This is a genomic window from Rothia sp. (in: high G+C Gram-positive bacteria) (genome assembly GCF_030540545.1).
Classification (GTDB): Bacteria; Actinomycetota; Actinomycetes; order Actinomycetales; family Micrococcaceae; genus Rothia.
Genome location: NZ_JAUNVZ010000001.1, coordinates 294,115 through 315,400, shown reverse-complemented (window position 1 = coordinate 315,400; position 21,286 = coordinate 294,115). Strand labels below are relative to the sequence as shown.

Annotated in this window: 19 protein-coding genes; 9 read left to right on the top strand and 10 right to left on the bottom strand. The window is 55.7% G+C overall.

The annotated features are described in order from the left end of the window. Window positions 1–11: 11 nt before the first annotated feature. The 4 genes from Q4P78_RS01465 to purM all read left to right on the top strand — a co-directional run bounded on the left by Q4P78_RS01465 (window position 12) and on the right by purM (window position 4,668). Window positions 12–1,115, top strand: coding sequence for an asparaginase (locus Q4P78_RS01465; RefSeq protein ID WP_303338525.1), 1,104 nt, complete (start codon window positions 12–14; stop codon window positions 1,113–1,115). Next, window positions 1,116–1,538, top strand: a complete 423-nt coding sequence (locus tag Q4P78_RS01460; RefSeq protein ID WP_303338524.1) for a sterol carrier family protein — start codon at window positions 1,116–1,118, stop codon at window positions 1,536–1,538. Window positions 1,539–1,750: 212 nt separating this feature from the next. Beyond that, window positions 1,751–3,526 (top strand): amidophosphoribosyltransferase, encoded by a 1,776-nt coding sequence (purF, locus tag Q4P78_RS01455; protein ID WP_303338523.1) that lies wholly within the window; start codon window positions 1,751–1,753, stop codon window positions 3,524–3,526. After that, on the top strand, window positions 3,526–4,668 hold the full coding sequence (gene purM / locus Q4P78_RS01450; protein WP_303338522.1) for a phosphoribosylformylglycinamidine cyclo-ligase: 1,143 nt from the start codon (window positions 3,526–3,528) through the stop codon (window positions 4,666–4,668). Before purF ends, purM begins: the two co-directional genes overlap by 1 nt. Window positions 4,669–4,753: 85 nt before the next feature. On the opposite strand, the gene Q4P78_RS01445 is transcribed toward purM, so the two are convergent. The 10 genes from Q4P78_RS01445 to Q4P78_RS01400 form a co-directional block, all read right to left on the bottom strand. Beyond that, complete coding sequence (locus Q4P78_RS01445; RefSeq protein ID WP_303338521.1) at window positions 4,754–5,875, bottom strand: glycosyltransferase family 2 protein; 1,122 nt, start codon at window positions 5,873–5,875, stop codon at window positions 4,754–4,756. Between the two features lie 3 nt (window positions 5,876–5,878). Continuing rightward, window positions 5,879–6,910: a phosphodiester glycosidase family protein gene (locus Q4P78_RS01440; protein ID WP_303338520.1), complete on the bottom strand. Its 1,032-nt coding sequence runs from the start codon at window positions 6,908–6,910 to the stop codon at window positions 5,879–5,881. A 350-nt stretch (window positions 6,911–7,260) separates the two neighbouring features. Beyond that, window positions 7,261–7,473, bottom strand: coding sequence for a DUF3073 domain-containing protein (locus tag Q4P78_RS01435; RefSeq protein ID WP_303338573.1), 213 nt, complete (start codon window positions 7,471–7,473; stop codon window positions 7,261–7,263). Window positions 7,474–7,793: 320 nt separating this feature from the next. After that, window positions 7,794–9,482 carry a carbohydrate-binding domain-containing protein gene (locus tag Q4P78_RS01430; protein WP_303338519.1) on the bottom strand — a complete coding sequence of 563 codons (1,689 nt, stop codon included), beginning with the start codon at window positions 9,480–9,482 and terminating at the stop codon, window positions 7,794–7,796. 46 nt (window positions 9,483–9,528) lie between these two features. Beyond that, entirely contained in the window at window positions 9,529–10,404 is an 876-nt protein-coding gene (locus Q4P78_RS01425; protein WP_303338518.1) for a polyphosphate polymerase domain-containing protein, read from the bottom strand. 134 nt (window positions 10,405–10,538) lie between these two features. Next, window positions 10,539–11,156 carry a DUF4956 domain-containing protein gene (locus Q4P78_RS01420; protein ID WP_303338517.1) on the bottom strand — a complete coding sequence of 206 codons (618 nt, stop codon included), beginning with the start codon at window positions 11,154–11,156 and terminating at the stop codon, window positions 10,539–10,541. Window positions 11,157–11,444: 288 nt separating this feature from the next. Continuing rightward, window positions 11,445–12,110, bottom strand: coding sequence for an excalibur calcium-binding domain-containing protein (locus Q4P78_RS01415; protein WP_303338516.1), 666 nt, complete (start codon window positions 12,108–12,110; stop codon window positions 11,445–11,447). A gap of 14 nt (window positions 12,111–12,124) precedes the next feature. Further along, window positions 12,125–12,472 carry a hypothetical protein gene (locus Q4P78_RS01410; RefSeq protein ID WP_303338515.1) on the bottom strand — a complete coding sequence of 116 codons (348 nt, stop codon included), beginning with the start codon at window positions 12,470–12,472 and terminating at the stop codon, window positions 12,125–12,127. A 258-nt stretch (window positions 12,473–12,730) separates the two neighbouring features. Further along, window positions 12,731–14,020, bottom strand: a complete 1,290-nt coding sequence (locus tag Q4P78_RS01405) for a hypothetical protein (protein WP_303338514.1) — start codon at window positions 14,018–14,020, stop codon at window positions 12,731–12,733. Between the two features lie 236 nt (window positions 14,021–14,256). After that, window positions 14,257–15,003 carry an MmpS family transport accessory protein gene (locus Q4P78_RS01400; RefSeq protein ID WP_303338513.1) on the bottom strand — a complete coding sequence of 249 codons (747 nt, stop codon included), beginning with the start codon at window positions 15,001–15,003 and terminating at the stop codon, window positions 14,257–14,259. A 311-nt stretch (window positions 15,004–15,314) separates the two neighbouring features. Between Q4P78_RS01400 and Q4P78_RS01395 the strand changes: the two genes are divergently transcribed. The 5 genes from Q4P78_RS01395 (at window position 15,315) to Q4P78_RS01375 (ending at window position 21,213) form a co-directional block, all read left to right on the top strand. Beyond that, a complete protein-coding gene (locus Q4P78_RS01395; RefSeq protein WP_303338512.1) occupies window positions 15,315–16,268 on the top strand; it encodes a Sir2 family NAD-dependent protein deacetylase in 954 nt (317 codons plus the stop codon). Window positions 16,269–16,730: 462 nt separating this feature from the next. Then, window positions 16,731–16,970, top strand: a complete 240-nt coding sequence (locus tag Q4P78_RS01390; RefSeq protein WP_303338511.1) for a hypothetical protein — start codon at window positions 16,731–16,733, stop codon at window positions 16,968–16,970. Between the two features lie 74 nt (window positions 16,971–17,044). Then, complete coding sequence (locus Q4P78_RS01385) at window positions 17,045–17,701, top strand: hypothetical protein (protein ID WP_303338510.1); 657 nt, start codon at window positions 17,045–17,047, stop codon at window positions 17,699–17,701. 393 nt (window positions 17,702–18,094) lie between these two features. Then, window positions 18,095–19,753: an ATP-binding cassette domain-containing protein gene (locus Q4P78_RS01380; protein ID WP_303338509.1), complete on the top strand. Its 1,659-nt coding sequence runs from the start codon at window positions 18,095–18,097 to the stop codon at window positions 19,751–19,753. A gap of 833 nt (window positions 19,754–20,586) precedes the next feature. Further along, window positions 20,587–21,213 carry a hypothetical protein gene (locus Q4P78_RS01375; RefSeq protein ID WP_303338508.1) on the top strand — a complete coding sequence of 209 codons (627 nt, stop codon included), beginning with the start codon at window positions 20,587–20,589 and terminating at the stop codon, window positions 21,211–21,213. The last annotated feature ends 73 nt before the right edge of the window (window positions 21,214–21,286 follow it).

Below are 21,286 nucleotides of genomic sequence, written 5' to 3'. Positions count from 1 at the left end.
TAATTGAGCCTATGACTTTTCAAGCACCCGATGTAGAACTGGCGTATATTACTCGCGGCGAAGGAACTGACCCTGTCGCTGCCCCCGTGGAGTCCCGTCACCGCGGCATTGCCGTGGTCCTCTCCCCCGATGGTGAGATTGCCCTTGAACTGGGCAGCGTGCACGAGCCGGTGTATATGCGTTCGGCCCTCAAGCCTCTGCAGACTATTGGTGCTCTCAAGGCGGGTGCTCCTCTGCGCGGAGCCCAGGTAGCTATTGCCTGCGCGAGCCACCGCGGCACCTTTGAGCAGATGCGCGCGGTACAGGATGTGCTGGCTGAGGCCGGGACCGACGCCTCCGCCCTGCAATGCCCGGCGGTCTACCCGGATGATTCCACGGCACGTACCGCTATGATCACCCAGAATCTGGCGAAGACTCCCCTGGCTTATGCCTGCTCGGGTAAGCACGCAGCCTTTTTGTGGGCGTGCGCGGCGAAGCTGGAACGCGGTGAGCTTGAGCCGGGATCCGAGCTGTGGACTATGGAGTCCTATTTGGATCCTTCTCACCCCCTGCAGCAGATGATTGCCGAGGAGATTGAAGAGTTCACCGGCGAGAAGATCGCCTATAGCGGCATTGACGGATGCGGCGCCCCCGTACACGCCATTTCCCCGGTGGGTCTGGCACGTGCCTACTCGACCCTGGGGTCCGCTATTCGTAATCTGGGCGCCGATGCGCGCGCCTCCACCGTGGCAACCGCGATGGTGGATTACCCCGAGCTGATTCAGGGTCCGAACCACCCCGATACTGTGCTGAGCGAAGAGCTGGATGCGGTGGTCAAGTACGGCGCCGAGGGTATTGTGGCGATGGGCTTGCGTTCGGGTGCTTCTGTGGTGGTGAAGATTTCTGACGGTAGCCATCGCGCCGCCTATATGGTTGCTCTGCGAGCTCTGCAGGCTGCCGGTTTCTTGGATGAGTCCCTGGTGGATCAACTGCTGGCGCGCGTGTTGCGCCCGGTGACCGGCGGACTTGAGGATGTTCCTTCTCAGACCGCCCGTTGTGTGGGTGCTATTATTCCGGCTCCTGCGCTGCAGGCGGCATTGGATGGCTCCGTTACGGATAGTGTCCGGGAGGCATAAGTGGCTATTCATCGTAAAATTTCCGAATCTGACGGCCAGGCGGCTCTGAGCTCAGTACGTACCGCCCTAGCTCCGGTGGTTGAGAGTGTCCCCGCTGAAACTTTGCTCTTCGCCCTGGATTCTAGCGTGGCGGCTCTGCCTCGATGGGTGCGCGCCACCGCGGTGCGTTACGGTTTGGAGGAGTTGGCGACTCTGGCTCCGGGCAATAGCGTTGAGGTTCGTGTGCCTCCCTATGGTGTGACTCAGTGTGTGGCGGGTCCTCGCCATACGCGCGGTACTCCCCCGTCGGTGGTGGAGACGTCCCCGGCTCTGTGGCTGGCGTTGATTACCGGGGCTCTGAGTTGGGATCAGGCTCTGGCTAGCGGTGATCTATCCGCTAGCGGTGAGCGTAGCGATCTGGGGCGTTTCTTCCCGCTCTTTTAATCTGCTTTAATCACCGTTCAGCACCCGGGCCAACCTTTAAGTGCAGCTATAGGTTACCCTGGGTGTTGATTCGCGGGCTGAGGGTGTAAACTTAAAGTAGTGTCTGCCATTACATATTCCTTGCACACAGACTTTCAGCGGCTCAAGGCGTTGAATACCTCTCAAGGGAGGCGGCACACGTTTCCGCAGTCCCAACGTCGAAAAGAAGTGAATTGATTCGTCCCGACGGAAAACTCACTCACGATCTTGATCCGGTTGATCACGGCCCCAAGGACGCCTGCGGCGTATTTGGCGTCTGGGCTCCCGGGGAAGACGTGGCTAAACTGACCTACTACGGCCTGTACGCGCTTCAGCACCGCGGTCAGGAGTCAGCAGGTATCGCAACCAGCAACGGCAAGCGTATCCACGTATACAAGGATATGGGTCTGGTATCCCAGGTCTTTGACGAAGCTACGCTCAGCTCCATGCCGGGTGACCACGCTATCGGTCACGCGCGTTACTCCACCACCGGCGCATCCCACTGGGCCAATGCGCAGCCGACCCTGGGCACGACCCCGCACGGCACTCTCTGCCTGGCGCACAACGGTAACCTGGTCAACTCTGCGGATCTTTACGACCGCCTGCTGGCTAAGAACGCTGGCAAGCCGCCCACACACGGCGAGCTCGCACAGGGCAACACCACCGATACCGCTCTGGTCACCGCCCTGCTGGCTGAACACGACTTTGATTCTTTGGAAGAGGCAGCCCTTGATTTGCTGCCCACCCTACGTGGCGCATTCTGCCTGACCTTTATGGATGAAGGTAAGCTCTACGCTGCCCGCGACCCCCAGGGCGTTCGTCCCCTGGTGCTGGGTTCCCTCAAAACCGACAACCTGGATAGTGGCTGGGTTGTTGCCTCCGAAACCGCTGCCCTGGATATTGTGGGTGCGGAGTTCGTGCGTGAGGTTGAGCCCGGCGAATTCCTAACTATTGACGAGAACGGTGTGCGTTCTCAGCGTTTCGCTCAGGCTGACCCCGCCGGCTGTGTCTTTGAGTTTGTGTACCTGGCTCGCCCGGATACCACCATTGACGGCCGCAGCGTGTACGAATCCCGTGTTGAAATGGGCCGTCAGCTCGCGCGCGAGCACCAGGTTGAGGCCGATATGGTCATGGCTACCCCCGAATCCGGTGTGCCCGCGGCTATTGGTTACGCAGAGCAGTCCGGGATTCCCTACGGTAACGGCCTGGTCAAGAACTCCTATGTTGGTCGTACCTTTATTCAGCCTTCTCAGACGATTCGCCAGCTGGGTATTCGTCTGAAGCTCAACCCGCTCAAGTCCGTGGTTGAGGGTAAGCGCCTGATTATTGTAGATGACTCCATTGTGCGCGGTAATACTCAGCGCGCCGTGGTTAAGATGCTGCGTGACGCCGGTGCCGCCGAGGTGCACGTGCGTATTTCCTCCCCGCCGGTTAAGTGGCCCTGCTTCTACGGCATTGACTTTGCTTCCCGCTCCGAGCTGATTGCTAATGAGTTCAGCGTGGAGAAAATTGCCGAATACCTGGGCGCGGATTCTCTGGGTTATATTTCGCCCGAGGGTATGATTGCCGCTACCGAGCAGTCGGTCGAGAATATGTGCACCGCTTGCTTTACCGGCACCTACCCGATTGAGCTGCCCAGTGAGGAGCGTCGCGGTAAGTCCCTCTTCGATAGCGAAGAAGGTAAGGGCGCCGGTGGCCCCCTGGCGGGTAAGGCTGCTGAGGTGACCGTGGAGCGTGATGTTCCGGTTAAGCCCGAGCACGCTGAGGCTATTTCTATTGATACTCGCACCGGCACTCCCCTGCTGGAGAATAAGGTGCCGACCGGTTTGATTCCGCTGGTTGAGCAGCCGACCCCGGTGGGCGGTTGCGATACTACCGGTTCCTGCGAGCCGGGTCCCGACTCTGAACTTGAAGCTTTGCTTCTTCCCGAGGATCGCCGTCCGGCGTCCCTGTCTATCCAGGAGGACTAATGTCTGAGAATACGAGCGTAACCTACGCGAGCGCCGGCGTTGACGTGGAGGCGGGCGACCGCGCCGTTGAGCTGATGAAGGACGCTGTGAAGGCGACCCACACCTCCGCTGTTGTTGGCGGCGTGGGCGGCTTTGCCGGTCTGTACGATCTGAGCGAGCTGGCTAAGTACCGCAAGCCCTACCTGGCTACCTCCACCGATGGTGTGGGTACCAAGGTGGCTATTGCTCAGGCTTTGGATATTCACGACACCATTGGTTTTGACCTGGTGGGCATGGTTGTGGACGATATTGTGGTCTGCGGCGCTAAGCCCCTGTTCATGACCGATTACATTGCAACCGGTAAGGTTGTGCCCGAGCGTATCGCTGATATTGTGCGCGGTATTGCAAGCGCATGTTCTGTGGCTGGTACCGCTCTGGTCGGTGGCGAGACCGCTGAGCACCCGGGTCTGCTGGCTGCTGATGAGTACGATGTTGCCGGTGCTGCTACCGGTATTGTTGAGGCTGATGAGCTGCTCGGCCCGGACCGTGTACGTGAGGGCGATGTGCTGATCGCTATGGCCTCTTCCGGTATTCACTCTAATGGCTACTCCCTGGTGCGTAAGGTGATTAATGTTGCCGGTTGGGGTCTGGATCGTCACGTCGACGAGCTGGGTCGCACCCTGGGTGAGGAGCTGCTGGAACCCACTCGTGTCTACGCTGCGGACTGCCTGGATCTGGCTGCTGCGTTCCCGGTCAATGGTGAGGATGGCACTACCGGTCACGGTGTGCGCGGTTTCTCCCATGTGACCGGTGGCGGTCTGGCTGCTAACCTGGCTCGCGTTCTGCCTCAGGGTCTTGAAGGTCGCGTGAACCGCAATACCTGGTCTATTCCCCCGGTATTCTCTATGGTTGCTCAGCTGGGTAATGTACCTCTGGCTGATCTGGAGCGCACTCTGAACCTGGGTGTTGGCATGATCGCTATTGTTGATCCTTCGGTGGCGGATGCCGCTGTTGAGCGTCTGAATGCTCGCGGTATTTCCTCCTGGATTATGGGTGATGTGGTTGCTGCCGGCGAGCCGGAGAGCAACAACCCGGATTATGTTCAGGGCGCTAAGGGCGTAGACGGCGGCGCTGTGCGCATGCTCGGCTCGTACGCTTCTTAATCTTAATCCTGCATTTGGGACGCTTTAGCGCGTTTGGGATGTCTTAGATACATCCCAAACGCGCTAAAGCGTCCCAAACCTGTCATTAGTGGTAGATAAGGGTCTGCTGACGGGCAGATAGAATGGCAGTCTGGGTTTTCTGGACAGGGAGGAATACCCAGCGGCGCTGTACCGCGAAACTAATGGGGATCAGTACTAGCTCGGTGAGGATCTTTGCCAATACCAGGTGAATACCCAAAGAAACCAGCAGTTCTAGTAGAGCCGCATTAGCAATGAGCAGGGCTACCGCAAGCACAGCATAACGCACCATGGAGCGCTGAATACTGGGGCGCTGAGCGCCGTCCTGCATTATAAGGCGATTGACCATGAAATTACAGAGTGCCGAGATGCATCGCGCCGCCACAACTGCTCCTAGCAGGGGCACACCGGCCGCTACCAGGGCGAAGAGGGCGAGCGCATCCACCATGAACCCCGCCAGAAAGGAGGAGGCGAGGAACCCCAGCAGAGGCGCATAAATCAGCGCGGAATCCTGTAGAGGGCGGAAATGACTGGTGGGGTTGCCCGGCTCGTAGACTTTGGTAATGGGCACCTCGTCCAGGTCTACACCGGCACGAGTGGCGCGTAGCAGCATGCTGAACTCGTACTGGTATTTATTGCCGGGAATCTCCAGCGCCCAGTCGATAATCTGCGGAGTAAATCCGCGCAGGCCGGTCTGAGTATCGGCAATTTTCGTGCCGGTTGCCAGGGCGAAGAAACCCACGGTCATCGAGTTACCCACTTTGGATCGCAGGGGTACCTTGGTGCCTTCTAGACCCGCTGCCGGGTCGGGGATGGTGCGTACACCCAGCACGAGTGCTTTACGCTGCTGCTTAGCCGCCTGCAGAGTATGCTCGGCGACGGTGTAAATATCCTTAGGTAAATGCTGGCCGTCGGCGTCCGCGGTGATCACGATTTCTTCGGGGCGGTATAGGCGCGCCCAATTCAGACCGGTGCGCAGCGCCGCACCTTTACCGAGGTTGACCGGGTGGTGTTCTACTTCTGCACCCAGTGCCTGCAGTTCATCAAAAATCGGGGCGTATTCGTCACCGGAGCCGTCGTTGATGATCAAAAGGGTGAGCGGGTCGCTACCGGTATGCTGTGCCTTGAGCGCGTGGGCCAGATGCACGAGTGATGTATCGGGCTTATAGGCGGGGATGAGGATAATCATGGTTTATGCTTTCGCAATGTAGAGAATGTCGCTGGTGCCGCGTTCCTTGGTGCCGCCGCCGGGCTTATTGACCAGGGAGCCGTTGAAGACCATGGCGGAGGAGAACCCGCCGTCGAGGTTGTAGGCGGCGGTGCATCCAGCGTCCTTGAACATTTGGGCGAATTCGGGCATGGTCACGCCGCGCGAGTAGCCCTGGGAGCGGCCGTCGGTGACGATGAACAGGAAGTGATTTTTCCCCAGTACACCGATACCGGTTCGCGGCTGGTTGCCCTGGATGGAGTGGTTACCGAAGTTGGTGTCCACCTCGACCGAGTCGATACCGCTAACGACCTGGCTGTCCTTGACCAGTGCCGGGCCGAAGGAGAGGGTGTTCCACACGCCCTCATTGATGAGAGTCTGGGCGTTGGTGGCGGTTTCGTCGTAAATTTTTACGCTGCCGTCACGGTAGAACGCCATACCTTCGCGAGCACCGGCGTCACGGTAGGCTACGCCGTTTCGGATGACAATGCCGGTGGTGCGGAAGCCGTAGTAGTCGCCGTTGATGGCGAAGACGCCATTATGCTGACTGGAGATATTGCTGGGCGTGTCAATAATGTTCTGGCCGAATTTATTATTGGCGAATGCGCCGCGTAGCAGGGTTGCGTCGTTCAGTTTGGCTTCGGCGTAGTAGCTGGTGATCTGGTTGGATCCGCTGCCTTCGACCACGGTCTTGATGCTGATCGAGCCTTCATTGGCGGTGAGGGTTTTGTCGCTGACCTTCACGCCGGTGAGGGCTTCGGTGCTTGCTGCTGCGCTATTGCCTGCCGTTGCGTTGGAGGAGCGCTGTGCTGCCTCGTAGGCGGTGGTGTCTGAGATTTGGGTGTGTTCGGCCAGATACCGGTCGTATGCCCAGAGTGCGCCGCCGCCGGCTACTGCCAGGGTTGCTGCGCCGCCGCCGATGAGTGCGCGTCGAGTAATTTTCTTGCGCTGAGCTTTTTTCTGCTCTGCGTCGTTTGCCTGAATGTTCTGTACCTGAGTGTTTTCTGCGTTGTTCATGGTTCTAGAATCGCAGGCTAGTTTTTGTGTTTATCGTGTAGAAGCTATGCACCGGCTATGAGCTACATTTTTAGGTGCACCCCTGTAGTTGCACCCCGTATCTTCCTTGATTTTCCGGGCTTTTTAGCTGTGTTTGACCGATGCTCTAGCTAGGTTTTACGCCTCACTAGGAGCAGACTTTAGTCGTATAGTCTATACATTCTTTGTATATCTGTGCTTTTGCTGTGCAGGAACTTGTGCTGTGTTTATGCTCTTCTTAGTTTGGGTGTGTTTTCTGTGCGAGTGGTTGAGAAACTTAAAGTAAAACCGGCGGATACCGTGGGTATCCGCCGGGGTGCTATATGAAGCGATTAGTCCTCGTCGCCGTAGTTGGCGTATTTCTCAGCGTATGCTGAGTAGTCGTCGTCCTCATCGCGTGCACGACGGGTCGACTTTGCGGAGGTGTCGCTTTTCTTTGCGCCGCTGAGCTCGCGCTCGAGTGCGCTATAGTCGGTTTCGAGAATGGAGTACTTCATCTCTCGAGCCTGACGAGTTGCCTTAGCCTTCTGACGGCCGCGCCCCATGGCGTGACCCCCTTCTTCCATCCTGTCCGCTGTGCACGTTAGGAGTGCGCGCGGATCGTTTAACAGTCTTTTCTCTCTATACAGGGTACCTTGTTAACCCGCCTTCTGTCTTGTTCGCGGGCGATATTTATGCGCTTTTCCTCAAATTATGGCTGTGCAGGCATATATTATTCCGCTTCATCGCTCTTTAAGGCGGCTGGCTTGAGCAGAGCGGGCTCACGAAGAATGAGCGTTTTATTTTCACATCGCTTCCCGCTGCCCCTATTAACCGCCGCGCCCGCTCTCGAGAGTATCGAGAGCGGGCGTAGCTTCTGTCGCTATTAGGAGGCGGTTACGGTACCCACCTTGATGGCGCCGGATGCCACGGAGGTGGCATTCGCGTCCACGCTAGAGGTGGTGCTATAGACGGTGTAGGACTGACCCTTGGTGATGGCGCTCGAGGAGACCATGACCAGCTTTGCGCTGGAGGAGCTGACCTTATAGTTCGCCACCACCTTGCCGGAAGAGTCGGCAACCTGTACGGTCGAGCCCTGTTTAAAGGAGCCGGTGACCTTCACATAGCCGCTGGTGGAAGTGCTTGCGGGTGCCTCGAACATATCACCGGCGTTTGCTACAACCACGGTGGAGCCGTTGAGCAGCAGATCGCCATTAGTATCCAGGGAGGTGTTACCACCGGTGAAAGGACCGTTGACGGTCACAGTACCGCCCGAGAGGGTTGCGACGCCATTGGAGTCAATACCGTCGCCATTGGCGTTGACGGTCACGGTACCACCCAGGATATTCACGGCTGCATCCACCACAGCGAAAGTGCCGTGGCCGCCGCCCATACCACCGGGGCCGCCATTACCCATACCGCCGCCATTAGAGTTGCCGCCTCGAGAACCGGCAGGGGGCTGACCCATACCACCGGGCGCATTCGCCGAGCCCTGACTATTCTGAGAAGAGCTCGTAGAGGTAGTGCTCGAGCTGCTCTCGGTGTAGGAGGCATTAATACCGTCGTCGCTACTGGTGACGTTCACGGTGCCGTCCAGAATATTGATGTACTGCGCCTCAATACCCTCATTGGACTTGGTCACGTTCAGGGTACCGCCGGAGATTTCCAGGGTGTGCTCGGCCTTGAAACCGTCATCGCCCGCCGAAATGGTCACGGTACCGCCGCTCATGCGAGTCCAGCCGCGGTTATCCTCGGTGGAGTTGGTGGACTTAATACCGTCCTGCTGTGCGGTGACATTGATAGTACCGCCCAGGATATCCACGTAGTCCTTGCCCTTAATACCGGTGTTCTTGGCGGTGACATCAACCGTGCCGCCGGCAATTACCAGCCCGTCCTTGGTGTGAATACCTTCCTGATAGGAGCCGGTGACCTTCAGGTTACCTTCACCGGCAAGGGTCAGATCGGCCTTGGAGTAGATGGCTGCGTCCGGGTCATTCTCACCGGTCGCGCTATAGCTGGAGCCGTCGCTGATGGTATTGGTGGTGCCGGATGCGGTGTAGAGTACCACTTCATCTGCCTGCACAATATTGATGGCAGCGCCGGAGCTATTGCTAATAGTGGCGTTGTCCAGGATTAGAGTGACCTTGTCGTTCTTGGTTACCTCGACCTTGATCTGGCCGCTGTATTCGCCCGAGAGCTTATAGGTGCCGGCGGCGTTAATGGTGATCACACCATTTTCTACGCTCACGCCGGTGGTGGCGCTGGGCGAGGAGAGGTTCACGGCGGTCGCATTCGAGGCGTCTACCTGGCTATCCTTGGCGGAGTAGTGGGTTTTTACATCCAGTTTCTGGCCGCTCTTGGTGTAGGAGAGCGAACTCGAGGAGGCGCCGCTATCGCTGCTTGCCGCCGCGCTGGAGGAGCTTGTCGCGTTGGCACCCGAGGTGCTTGCAGCGAGGTTGGTGCCGGTTGCCGAGCAGCCCGCGAGCGCTAAGGAAGCGATCAGGGCGGCGCCGGTGGCTACCTGCCAGCTCTTCTTGGTCGGCTGAGGAGTATTAGGAATATTGGCGTTCATCATAGAGAATGTTCCTTCTATAAGTGAGTGAGTTTTATATCAAAAGTATTTAGCGAACCAGCGGAATAGCCGCACTGATCGGATCCTGCAGGGGCACACCCTGCGGGGAGAGCTGCATCCAGCGCTCAATCACGCGATTCCACTTATTGGCGGGCAGCTGCGGGTTCAGCGCAGCCATGCCGGTAGCAAATTTGGAGATCTTCACCGGGCGGATTCCCGCGCTCCACAGGTGCTTATCGGCAACCGAGGGGGCGGTACCGGATTTGGTTTCAATAATGACCATGCCCGGTGCGGTGTAGCGGGTACCCAGGGTACGGCCGTGGTAGTTACCGAAGTCCACGTTGTACAGCAGGGCGTTTTCGCTCAGGGAGGTCCACGCCAGGGAGGTATCCACGGTCATGCGCGAGTCCACCGGGTTCTCTTGGCTCTGGGGCAAAAACACCGTGGTTCGCTTGTATTCGGTGGTCAGTACCGGTTCCAGATTGGTCACGGGTTCTTCCAGCAGTCCGGTTAGGGATTCGGCAACATAGTCCAGGCCTTCGCGGGTCAGGCGGTCGCGGTTTTCAATCTGGTAGGGGATGCGTTCCTTTACGGTCATGGCGCGCTCACCCTCAGTCTTGACTTCCAGGAAGCTCAAATCGCTATCCAGGTAGCTGCGGGTACGCACCTTGAAGCGGTTGCGGCGACCGGTTGCGGCAGCGCGGTAGCTTGCCAGGGAGGGGGTATCGAAGTAGACCGAGTCGTAGGAGAACTCACGCTGGCCGTTGATTTCCATGACGGCGGCATCCGCGTTCAGCTCTGCCATGACTGCCGCCGCGTAGCGTGCCTCGACAATGTACTTGCGGTCGATTCGGGTTTGCATGGCGGCCTTAGCGTTCATGTCCTCCAGGCTAATGCTCTGCCAGTAGGTGGGTACGAGTGCCATTTTGATATCCTCTCTGGTGGTTGGGCGCGGAGAAAATGCGGTGGCGATAGTGTTCTGCCAATTCGGGTGGGTGATTGTTTCAAAAGGGCGCATTTTCTCTCCTTAAGTAACCCGTATAACGGGTCTATACATCTTTAGTAGGCTGCGGGTACGCGGGTGGCGCTTAGAGCAGCCGGTGCACTCTGCGCTGCTTCTACCGGTGCATATGCCGGTACACTGTACTGAATCTCAGCGATAGTCTTATCGTTGATCAGGTCAATTTCTTTAATGCTTACGGAGCTGATCGAGTAGCCCAGGCGTGCATTCAGATAAGCAATAATCTCTTCTTCACGGCTAAGAGCGCGGTCTACGGTAATAATCTGGCTCTTCTGAGCAGTACTCTTAATGCTGCCGTCTGCCAGTGCCATAATGACCAGCAGCAGACCCATCAGGCTATAGGCGATATAAGCGGGGTCAATATTGATACCTGCAATCAGACCCATTGCCAGAGCCACGAAGTAGTAGGCAACTTCCCGCTGGCTCAAGGCAGTGGAGCGCAGGCGGATAATGGAAAGGACACCGAAGAGTCCCAGCCCCAGCGCCGCGCTGGTGGTGGAGGCGCTTGCCATGGCTACGGTAACGGCGAAGACACCCACATTGATAATGGTGTAGGACAGTGCCATTTCGCGGTTACGGTGGCGCATCAGGTAGATGGTGCACAATGCCGCGATGGCCAGTAGGTCGGCGATTGCCATAGGCAGGAAGGTCATCATCTTCTTCTTTCGTTGTACTTCGTGTTGTATCGGGTGTGCCCCGTTTCTGCTTAGTTCTATCTTTCCGCCCGAATCTGTGCCTCGCCTGTGTTTAGGGTTTTCTCTGTATAAGTTTTCGTTATTTTTGGACGCAAAACAGCCCCCACCCGGCATTTTGCCAAGTGGGGGCTGTTCGATTGCTGTGTTTTAGCTGTGCTGGATGAGGCTCAACTGAACGCTAGGCACACCCAAAACACATATATATGCAATTATGCTAATACTTAGCTCTGGCGACGTGTACGCGCCCTGTTAGCTCTGGCGGCGTGCACGCACGATAACAGCAGCACCTGCACCCAGTGCCAGCAGACCCAGGCCTGCGGCGCTTGCTACACCATTAGCACCGGTCTTAGCCAGGGAGCCCGAAGAGCTGGAGGTAGTGGTCGAAGAACCACCGGTGCTCGAGGAATCAGAAGAGGAGGAGCTACGACCCCAGTCGGAGTCAGACTCGCAACCAATACCGTCATTATCGCGGTCGAACTTCTTGCGGAAGTCCGGGTGATCGGAGCGAATCGGCGCCAGGCCTGCCTCGCGCACCTCGCGGCAATTAGCGAAACGGGTGGACTCGCCGTTCTCCGCAGATTCCATCTTATCTCCAGCGGCATCCTCGTGGATTGCTACATCCGCGTCAGCTTCGGGCGCAGAAGTAGACGCAGAGGCACTAGCCTCAGCAGATGCACTCGAGGAAGCGCTGGGAGCTACGGTGGGCTGCTCAGTGGGAGCGGCAGTCGGCTCCTGGGTGGGCTGTTCCGACGGTGCCTCACTGGGAGCCTCAGAAGGAGCCTCGCTCGGAGCGGTAGTCGGAGCCTCGGTGGGCTGCTCGCTGGGCTGCTCGGTCGGGGTTGCCTTCACAATGCTGACCTGACCCACAACCACGGGAGAAATGGACAGATCGGAGGGGCCAACGTATACGCTCACAGAGACCTGGTCGGTCAGTGCCTCATCCCAGGGTACGCTGATAGTAAAGCACCGGCGGCATCCGCGGTTACGCTAAATGCCTGCTGGCCGTTAACGGTGATCACACCATTGGGGCCGGCGAAGGCAATAATAACCTCAACGGGCTGGCCAGTAGCGTTCAGAAAGTTAGTGCCCGCAATGGTCAGGGCTTCGCCCTGGTTCCAGGTGCTGGACAGCTGCACCTGGCCGCTACCTACGGAGGCACCGGCTGCAGTGCTTACAACGGCGGGTTCGACAGCAATGACGGGAGCCAGAGCTGCACCGCTCATGGAGAGGGTCAGCGCGGCTGCTGCGCCAAAAGAAGTGAGTTTCTTAGTGTTCATGGAATTATCCTAACAATTTTTGTATGTCTATGTGTGGATTTTGGGCGTCAAAACGCCAGCTCTTCACAGTATTTTTCTACGTCCTTGTCGAAGCGGTGAAAATCCCTAAAAATCCGCGGAATTTCGCGGGTTTTTAGCCAGTACATCCTTAGTTTATTAACCCTAAATCTCAGCTCAAGATTAAGATACACTCATGGGTTTCTAGGACGTATACCTAAAAACCCATGAGTGTATATTATGCGCGAGGAATAGTAGCTTTTAGCTCTTATGGCGAGCTTCGTAAGGAATAGTGCAGGTTACATTGCTGTTCTTACCCGTTGCAGTATTCTTAGCAACTTCCTTGCCGTTGACCAGAATGGTGCAGCTCATCTCGGTTGCGCCATCTTCATAGCTGGACGTCACATATACGCTATAGCTCTCGCGACGTTCCTGCTTTGCAGTGGTGGACCAATCGCCCTTGTGCTTAATACGGTTGCTTGCCTCGGTGGGACCGTAGGAGAGACGGACATTACCATTGCTAGTAACCTTCGCCTCGATGTTTACCTCTTCACCCTCGTAGTCGCTGCCCTTGCGCATGTAGTCGCGGTTGTAGAGCTCGGGCATCTTGTGTTCCATCGGAATCGAGCACTGTACCGAGGAGCTAGCACCCTTAGCAGAGTAACGAGAAATCACCTGATCATTAACGCTCAGAGCACAGCTCACCTCAGCTGCATCATCATTGTAGTCAGCGCTAACGTCCAGATCGTAGCCATCTTTACGGGTGACTTCGGCTTCTTTCACAAACTCGCTATTAGTAACTTCTTCGGTGCTGGTGGAACCGGAAGCGCCGTAACGGATCTTAGCCTTGCCGGTCACCTTAGCGGTGACCTTGACCTTGACCTTATCGTCGTTCTTCGCGCCATCGGGAGCGTAACGAGGCAGCTTATCGCCACTAGCCTGGGGTGCTGACGCAGAAGAAGAGCTAGAGGATGCCGAAGCGCTCGCGCTAGCAGAGGAAGAGCTGCTGGAGCTCGAGGACGCCGAAGCAGAAGCACTAGAAGTTTCTGCGGATGCGCTGGTGGTATCTGCTGCCGTGGTCACGGGTGCATCCGGGGTGCTCTTGCCGTTCATGCTAAAGACCAGCACAAGCACCAGAACCAGAACAATAACCAGCAGACCGGAACCGCCGGCAATCCAAGGCCAGATCGGCTTCTTCTCGGCAGGCTCCTGCGGGTACTGGCTATAGGGTGCGTAACCGCCGGTGGGCTGAGCGTAGCCGCCAGGGCCCGCTGCGTAGGCGTCCTGACCGTAGGGCTGACCGGGCTGCTGCTGATATGCCGGGGGTACGAAGGGAGCGTTGGGATCCTGAGCGTAGGGCTGCTGTGCCTGCTGCGGGTAGGATGCCTGAGCATTCGGGTCGTAGCCGTAACCGCCCTGGGGTGCGCCCGGAGCGGGAGCGCCAGCGGGAGTCGGAGGTACCGCAGGCACAGCGCCTGCAGGTGCCTGGGGTGCAGTGTTCTGAGGTTCAGAACCGGGCTGGGGTGCGTTATTGGGCGGTGGGATGCTCATAACTCTCTCTTTCAGTACGGTGTATATGGTCTGTCAGATTATCCAGCCCAACCGATAGCCGGAGCCAGATAACACACTACCTTTATATCCTATGAGTATTTTCTGAATGTTTCCTGAATATGACGCAAACTTTTCTCTATATGACCCTATCTCTCCCCTTGGCAAGGTTTTAAAGAGGTGCGCCCCGGATACACATGTATCCGGGGCGCAGAGTATATAAAGGCTAGTAGCTCAGCCTAGACCTTATTCTTCTGGTTGAGCACATCAAGGGGAATTGAGCAGTACACACTTGAGCTGGATCCCGTGGCGCTTTTAGTATCGACCTCTTTGCCGTCCACAAAAATAGAGCAGCTGATACTATCAGCACCGTGGGCATATACACTGACGAAATAATCCTGACCTGCGGGAATATGTACATCTTTAGACCAAGCACCATTGATAGAGTCCTTGGCTTTGGAAGAGTTCTTCATACTGCCATAGCTAATATCCGCTGCACCATTGCTTTGAACTTTGAGAGTCACCGATACACCCTGGGTCGCCGAGGGACTCGGTGAGGAAATGGCGCTTGCCGCCGGCGTGGGCGCGTTACCCCGAGCGCCGCTAAAGGCAAGAACCACAGCCACAATCAGCACGAGCACCACAACACCCACGCCGGCACTGACCCAAGGCCAGATGGGTTTGGTTTCTTCTTCGATGGTGTGGGCGTAGGGTGCATCCAACGGACCGCTATGATGCTGCGCCCCGTGCGCATTCTGCGCATAGGCACTCTGAGCGTAGGCGGATCGCTGCGGGGTTTGAGGCGCCAGGGGCGCGGCTTGGGCATAGGGTGAGGGCTGCGCGTAGCCCTGGCCATTTTGCTGCTGTTGCTGCCCATACCTCGGTGCCACCGGGTTAAAGGGTGCGTTGGGGTCAAAGGGCGCATCCGGGTCGAAAGCAGCACCGTAGGGCTGATTCTGTTTGGGGTGCTGCGGGGGAACGCTCATCACGCCTCCTTGACGAAAATAGACGGGTAGATAACTCTCACTATCGGCTCTGCGCCGCGCGATCCATGTATCGGGTACACAGCACAGATACTTCAATATAATAGCCTCTTGACCTCGCCGAATATCCCACTTTGAAGGGTGTAGCTCATGTGTATTCCCTGGGAATTATGTGTGCACCTTCTGTACCCGATATCGCTCGGGGCGAGCTTAGCTGAGGGTATAAGCGAGCGCGAGCACCGCCTCAAGCCTCTACTATGGTGGATGAGAGTTTTGCCCGGCATAGAGCGGGCTCAGTAGACACAGGGAGTTTCATGGCGCGCTGGACCGATTCCGCTTTTGATAATGAAGAGATTGCCGCGGTGCATCGTGCTGCCCTGCGTTCCATTGCGCGCGTGGTTTCTGATTCTGATACGCCCATTGATAATGATGCCGCTCGTGCCGGTATTGCCTCTATGCTGCGCGCGGGGAATGTGCTGGTTTTGACCGGTGCGGGTGTCAGTACCGAGTCTGGCATTCCGGATTATCGTGGCCCTCAGGGTGCTCTACGCGATCACCGCCCGATGACCTACCAGGAGTTTATGTACGATGATGCGGCGCGCCTGCGCTATTGGGCGCGTGCATATGTGGGTTGGCGTCGTATGAAGCAGGCTCACCCGAATCGTGCGCACTATGCTCTGGCGGAGTTGCAGGCTGCCGGTGCGTTGAGCGCTATTGTGACTCAGAATGTGGATGGTCTGCATGCGGATGCGGGCGCTGATAATGTGCTGGCGCTGCACGGGGATATGAGTCGCGTGCAGTGTCTAAGCTGCCGTGAGTTTGAGAGCCGCGAGTCTTTTGACCGTCGCCTGGAGGATGCGAACCCGGGCTACCTGCAGCGACTGGAAGAAGTTAATTTGCGGGTGAATCCCGATGGTGACGTGGACCTTTCGGAGGAGCAGGTTCGGGATTTCACGATGGTTGGTTGCCGTCTGTGCGGTAGTTTGAGTATGAAGCCGGATGTTGTGTATTTTGGCGAGGCTGTTCCTGCTGATCGTAAGGCACGCTTGAAGCAGTTGCAGGAGAGCTCTTCGGGTCTGCTGCTGGTGGGTACCTCGGTGGCTGTGATGAGTGGCTATAAGATGGTGTTGGATATGCTGCGTGCGGGTAAGCCGGTGGGTGTAATTAATGGTGGCCCGGGTCGTGCGGATGCGAAGGTCACCTACCTATGGCGCGGCATGGTCGGTCCTTCTTTAGAGCTCCTACTGGACGACCTCGACCTTTCCTAAGCACCTCAGAACTAAGTAAGAACCGGGATGGATACCTCTACACGGTATTCCTTCCCGGTTTTCCCTCTTCGGACGTATAACCAGGCCATAAACTTATGTGACCCAACTCTATAGGCAGCGAGTGACCGTTTAAGAACAGAACCCTGTGAATTTCAGCTATACTAATCGCATGATGGGCGCAATAACGCGCCCTTCACCACTCACATATCTCACTCGATTGGAGTTTTCCATGTCTACTGTTACTCCCCCCCCCCCAGCGCACCCGTAGCTAAGAAGTCCCGTCCCTGGCTCTGGTTCCTGGGCGGCGGCTGCCTGGTTATTATTCTGCTCTTTGCAGGATGCACCGCTCTTATTGGTGGCGCTGCAAAGGTTACTTCCGATACTATTAGCTCTGCTAGTGCAGAAGCCGACAAGGTTCACACCGTAGAATTCCGTTTTAAGTCCAATGGCCCTGCCTCTGTCGTGTACGGTCCTTCTGGTTCTACCAGCAGCGAAAAATTCAATGGCGAATGGTCTAAGACTGTAGAGGTTAAGGGCCGTGATTACTATAGCGCCTACGGTTCTAGCGATATCATCGATGGTGCTACTGAAATGAGCTGCACCGTTCTTATTGATGGTGTGGAGCACGAATCCCACGATGCAAGTGGCGATCATGTCTCTGTAACCTGCTCCAAGCCGATTGACTGGGGCTACGGTAAGTAAAACACATTCAATATTCTGTTACTCCACTATGTCACGTGGAGTAACAGAATATTACTATTCACTCAAGGTTTATTATGTCTCAGGATAATTTCTCGTCCCCTAATAATCAGCAGCCGCAGCAGATACCGGTCTATTACCCGCAACAGGTTCCGGAGAAAAAGAGCAAGCCCTGGCTGTGGGCACTCGGTGGCGGCTGCGCGGGTATGGCGCTTCTCTTTGCCGGTTGTAGTGCTCTGGTCATTGGTGCCAGTGCTTCAAGCTCTTCTTCTAAGGCATCTGCTAGTGCTTCGAAAAGTGTTGTAGCAGCATCTGCACCTGCACAGGCGAATGTTTCTGCAGCAGCTCCTGCAGCGCCCAAACAGGAAAACGTTCAAACACCAGTTGCTAAGCAGGAAACAACTCCTGCTAAAACCCGTATAACTACCCCATCTACCTACCAGGTTGAACTGTTGGTAACCTCTAATGGAGATGCTGACGTTTCACATGGCACGTTGAGCACTCACAGCAGTGAAGATTTTTCCAGCGAATGGTCAAAGACTATCGAGCTTCCACGACATGAGTATTATTCTCTGAGCGCTTCTACCGGTTTCAGCCTCAACGAACGAGCGACTAGTGTTTCCTGCACAATCAAGGTCGACGGTGAAGTTGTAGACCATCAGGAAGCTACCGGCGACTATGCAAGTGCTCATTGCTCCCTTTCTTCATGGTACTCTCCGAAGAAGAAAAAATAATTAATTTATTTCTATGTGCGAAGAGTCTGGCACCCATATACCCAGGCTCTTCGCATTTTATTTTCCAGTATCTCCTCTCCCCTGCATCCAGCACCATATGCGGGATGCTTGCTTGTGGAGTAAAAGTGGGTATAGAATGGCTATAGGCGTGCCAATCGTGCCTGACTTTATCCCTCGTCGAAAGAGAAGAATCCGGTGAATATCTAATCCACAGGCCATCACCTTCAGCGTGATCCCGTGTTGACTAGACCCCGTACATTGTTCGGGTGCACCAGAATCTTTAACGCTATATAGCGCCGCCGGCGAGGTTTTTTCATGCCCTCACTATGGGCCGCCTCTCCCCTATCTGTACTGCACCCGCCTATCCGAGCGTTGAAGCTCCCCAGGAGGAATATGACAGCCCAGATGATGAATATCAGCTTCTCTCATTGCACCTACGCGCACCCCGGTCAGGCGCCTCTACTTGATTCCCTGAACCTGGTCATTCCGCCCGGAATTACCGGTATTGTGGGCGATAACGGCACCGGTAAAACCACCCTGCTTAAGCTCATTATTGGTGAGCTTAAGCCCTCGCGTGGCTCGGTGAGCGTACCCGAGCCCTTCGCCTATGTGCCGCAGGATTTGGGGCTGGATCGCTATCGCAGTCTATCGGATATTTTTGGTATTACCGCCATATTGGATGCACTACAGCGCGTGGAAGAGGGCGAATATGAGCCTGAGCTCTATGAGCTGATTGGCAATGAGTGGGATTGTGCCGAGCGGGTACACGCTTATCTATGCGAGCGCTCTTTCGGCCCTGCCCTGGATTATCAGGGTTTGGAGAGTGCGGCGCTCTATGAGTTCTTTGCTCGTCCTGTGGAGAGTTTCTCTGACGGTCAGCTGGTGAGTGCTATTGTGGCGGCTGCACTCTACCCGAATCCTAGAATGCTTATTCTTGATGAGCCGAGTAATAACCTAGATTCCGCCGCTCAGGCAGAATTATTGACAGGTCTTCAAGCTCTGAGTATTCCGGTGCTCATGGTCAGTCACGATAAGCAGCTGCTGGATATCTGTGACCATATTCTTGAGCTCTACTCCGGGCGCGAAGGTACCGAATTTACTCTCTATCCGGGCTCCTACACCGACTATGAGCAGCTGGTACACGCCGCCCAACAGCAGGCGACGAAAGAAGCTCAGGAAGCAAAAACCGAGGCTCGCAAGCAGCAGCGTGAATGGGTGCGTGCGCAGGAGCGTAGTGCGCGTTCTGCCTCCCAGGTGCGTCACAGCGGGGAAAACGATAAGCTGCTCAAGCGACTCATGCAGCAATCCTCCCAGTCTGCCGCTGCCAGGGCTCAGAGGGTGCACGATACGACCCGTGAACGTGCCGAACAGAAGCAACAGCAGGCTCAGCGGGCTGTACGTAAAGAGCAGCATGTGTATTTCCGTATGCCCGCCTTATCCGGCCATGCCCATCAGCAGATTTTGAGCCTTGTGGACAGGGAAAGCGGTGCTCATATGCTGGTGAATTACGGGGATCGTGTGCGTATTAGCGGGCGTAATGGTGTGGGCAAGACTTCTCTGATTCGCACTATTGTAGCCAGCGCTCCTACCGGTTCTTCTGCCGAGCTTGAGCTGGCTGCTGCGGGGCACCGTAATGAGCGTTTTGAGGCTCGACTTGCAACGGGTGATGTTGGGTATATTCCGCAGCGGCTAAGGTTCGAGTCGGGTTTGAGCCTATTGCAGGCTATTGCGCGGGTGAATCCCGGACTGAGTGAGCAGGAGATTCGTGATGCTCTTGCTTCCCTGCTTTTCCGCGCGGATACGGTGCAGAAGGATGTGAGTGTGCTCTCCGGTGGGGAGAAGTTCCGTGCGGCGGTGGCGTGCGCTCTGCTGAGCGCCCCGGCGCCTCGTCTGCTGATTTTGGATGAGCCGAGCAATAATGTGGATGCCTCTACTCTGGATTGGCTGATTCAAGTGCTGAGCGTATATGAGGGTGCTGTGCTTTTTATTAGCCATCATGAGCACTTCGCATCTGCTCTCAAGCCCACGTTCACGCTGAATCTCTCCGAATAATTACCCAATACACAAAACTCTCGGCGTGTCGCATGACACACCGAGAGTTTTGTGTATTACTCTACATATATCAGCGTAGACCTACTCTCAAGGGGGATATATGTAACAAACCTATAAAACTTGATAGACAGTTGAGTACAACAGCGTGCTCGCTTCTCGGAGAGCAAAGACCGCTCTTCATCATATCACGCTGAAAGGACGAAACCATGAAGGTTCGCAACTTACTATCACTTGTCTTTGCAGGAGGCATACTTCTCGCATCCTCAGCCCCGTCTTAGGCCATCGTCTTCTATAAGGACGCATGGTACACGGGCTGGTCCCACAATACCAATGCATATGCTTCTTCAGCATATATTGGGGATGCGTTCAACGACCAGGTAACTTCGTTCCGCAGCTATCACGAATGCTACCGCATGTATGATCACGCCGGATACGGTGGGGACTATTTCTACACCAATGGACAAGACTTCTCGACTCTTGCCGGTTACTACGCAGGCCGCACTCATTGGGGCGATTGGAATGATCGCATCTCTTCATATCAGCGCTGTGATGAGTAAATAATTATATATTTATACAAGGGCGGGAGGGAAATCCCGATTCTCTCCCGCCCTTCTTAGAAAGTAGATAGGAATGAAAAAACCCTGAAGAAGTTTGGTGCGCTAGCAGTAATTCCTATTTTTCTGGTTTCTTGTTCCAGCGTTTCCAATAATCCAGCTGCAGAAAAAGACACATCTGCACACGCGACTCTAGACTATAGCAATAATCGTATTATTAAGCCTCTTGATGAATACCTGCATATTGGTATTGAAGGCTACTACAATAAAACTCACGATTTGCTGATCAAAAATTGTTTTACCGAAAATGGAGCGGCGTATGAAGCTCCTGGATCTCTACGCCTTGACGGTACCGGGCGCGAATACGCCTCCTGGAACCCTGAGTTCGCTGCCAAAAACGGCTACACCCAGCGTACGCCCCGAGGTAATGGCGCTAATCCTGCACAATTCGGCTGTGAGGACAAAGCCAAAGAAACCCTCAATTCAATCGGCACCGTCGGTCGGGTTCCCCTCGCACGCAATTTGGAAGTTCAAGCTCGCGCATCAGCAAAACAAGATCCCGAATGGAATAAGGCAACAAAGGATTGGATTTCCTGTATTAGAGATAAAGGACTAACTATTGACTCAGACCCCGATATTCTCAGGAGCCATGAGGGCGAGAAAGCAATTATTGGTGACGGAAGTCCAAAGTTTTCGGATAGCCCTCTCACCGAAGAGGAAATTCGAGTTGCCGGCATTGAAGCGCAATGCGCTGTAGATACCGGGGCAATTCAAAAGCTTGCTGATCTTGAAGCAGCATATCAGCTACCCCTTATTAAAAAGAATGAGACGCAGCTGCAAAAAGATCTAGATGATTTTAAAGAGAACAATGAAAAGTTCAAGAAATACTATCTAGCTCATCAATAAAATATAGTGTGGGCGGGTCGGTTATATAACCCACCCGCCCACACTATTCACTATTGGGTAGTAGAGCAAAACC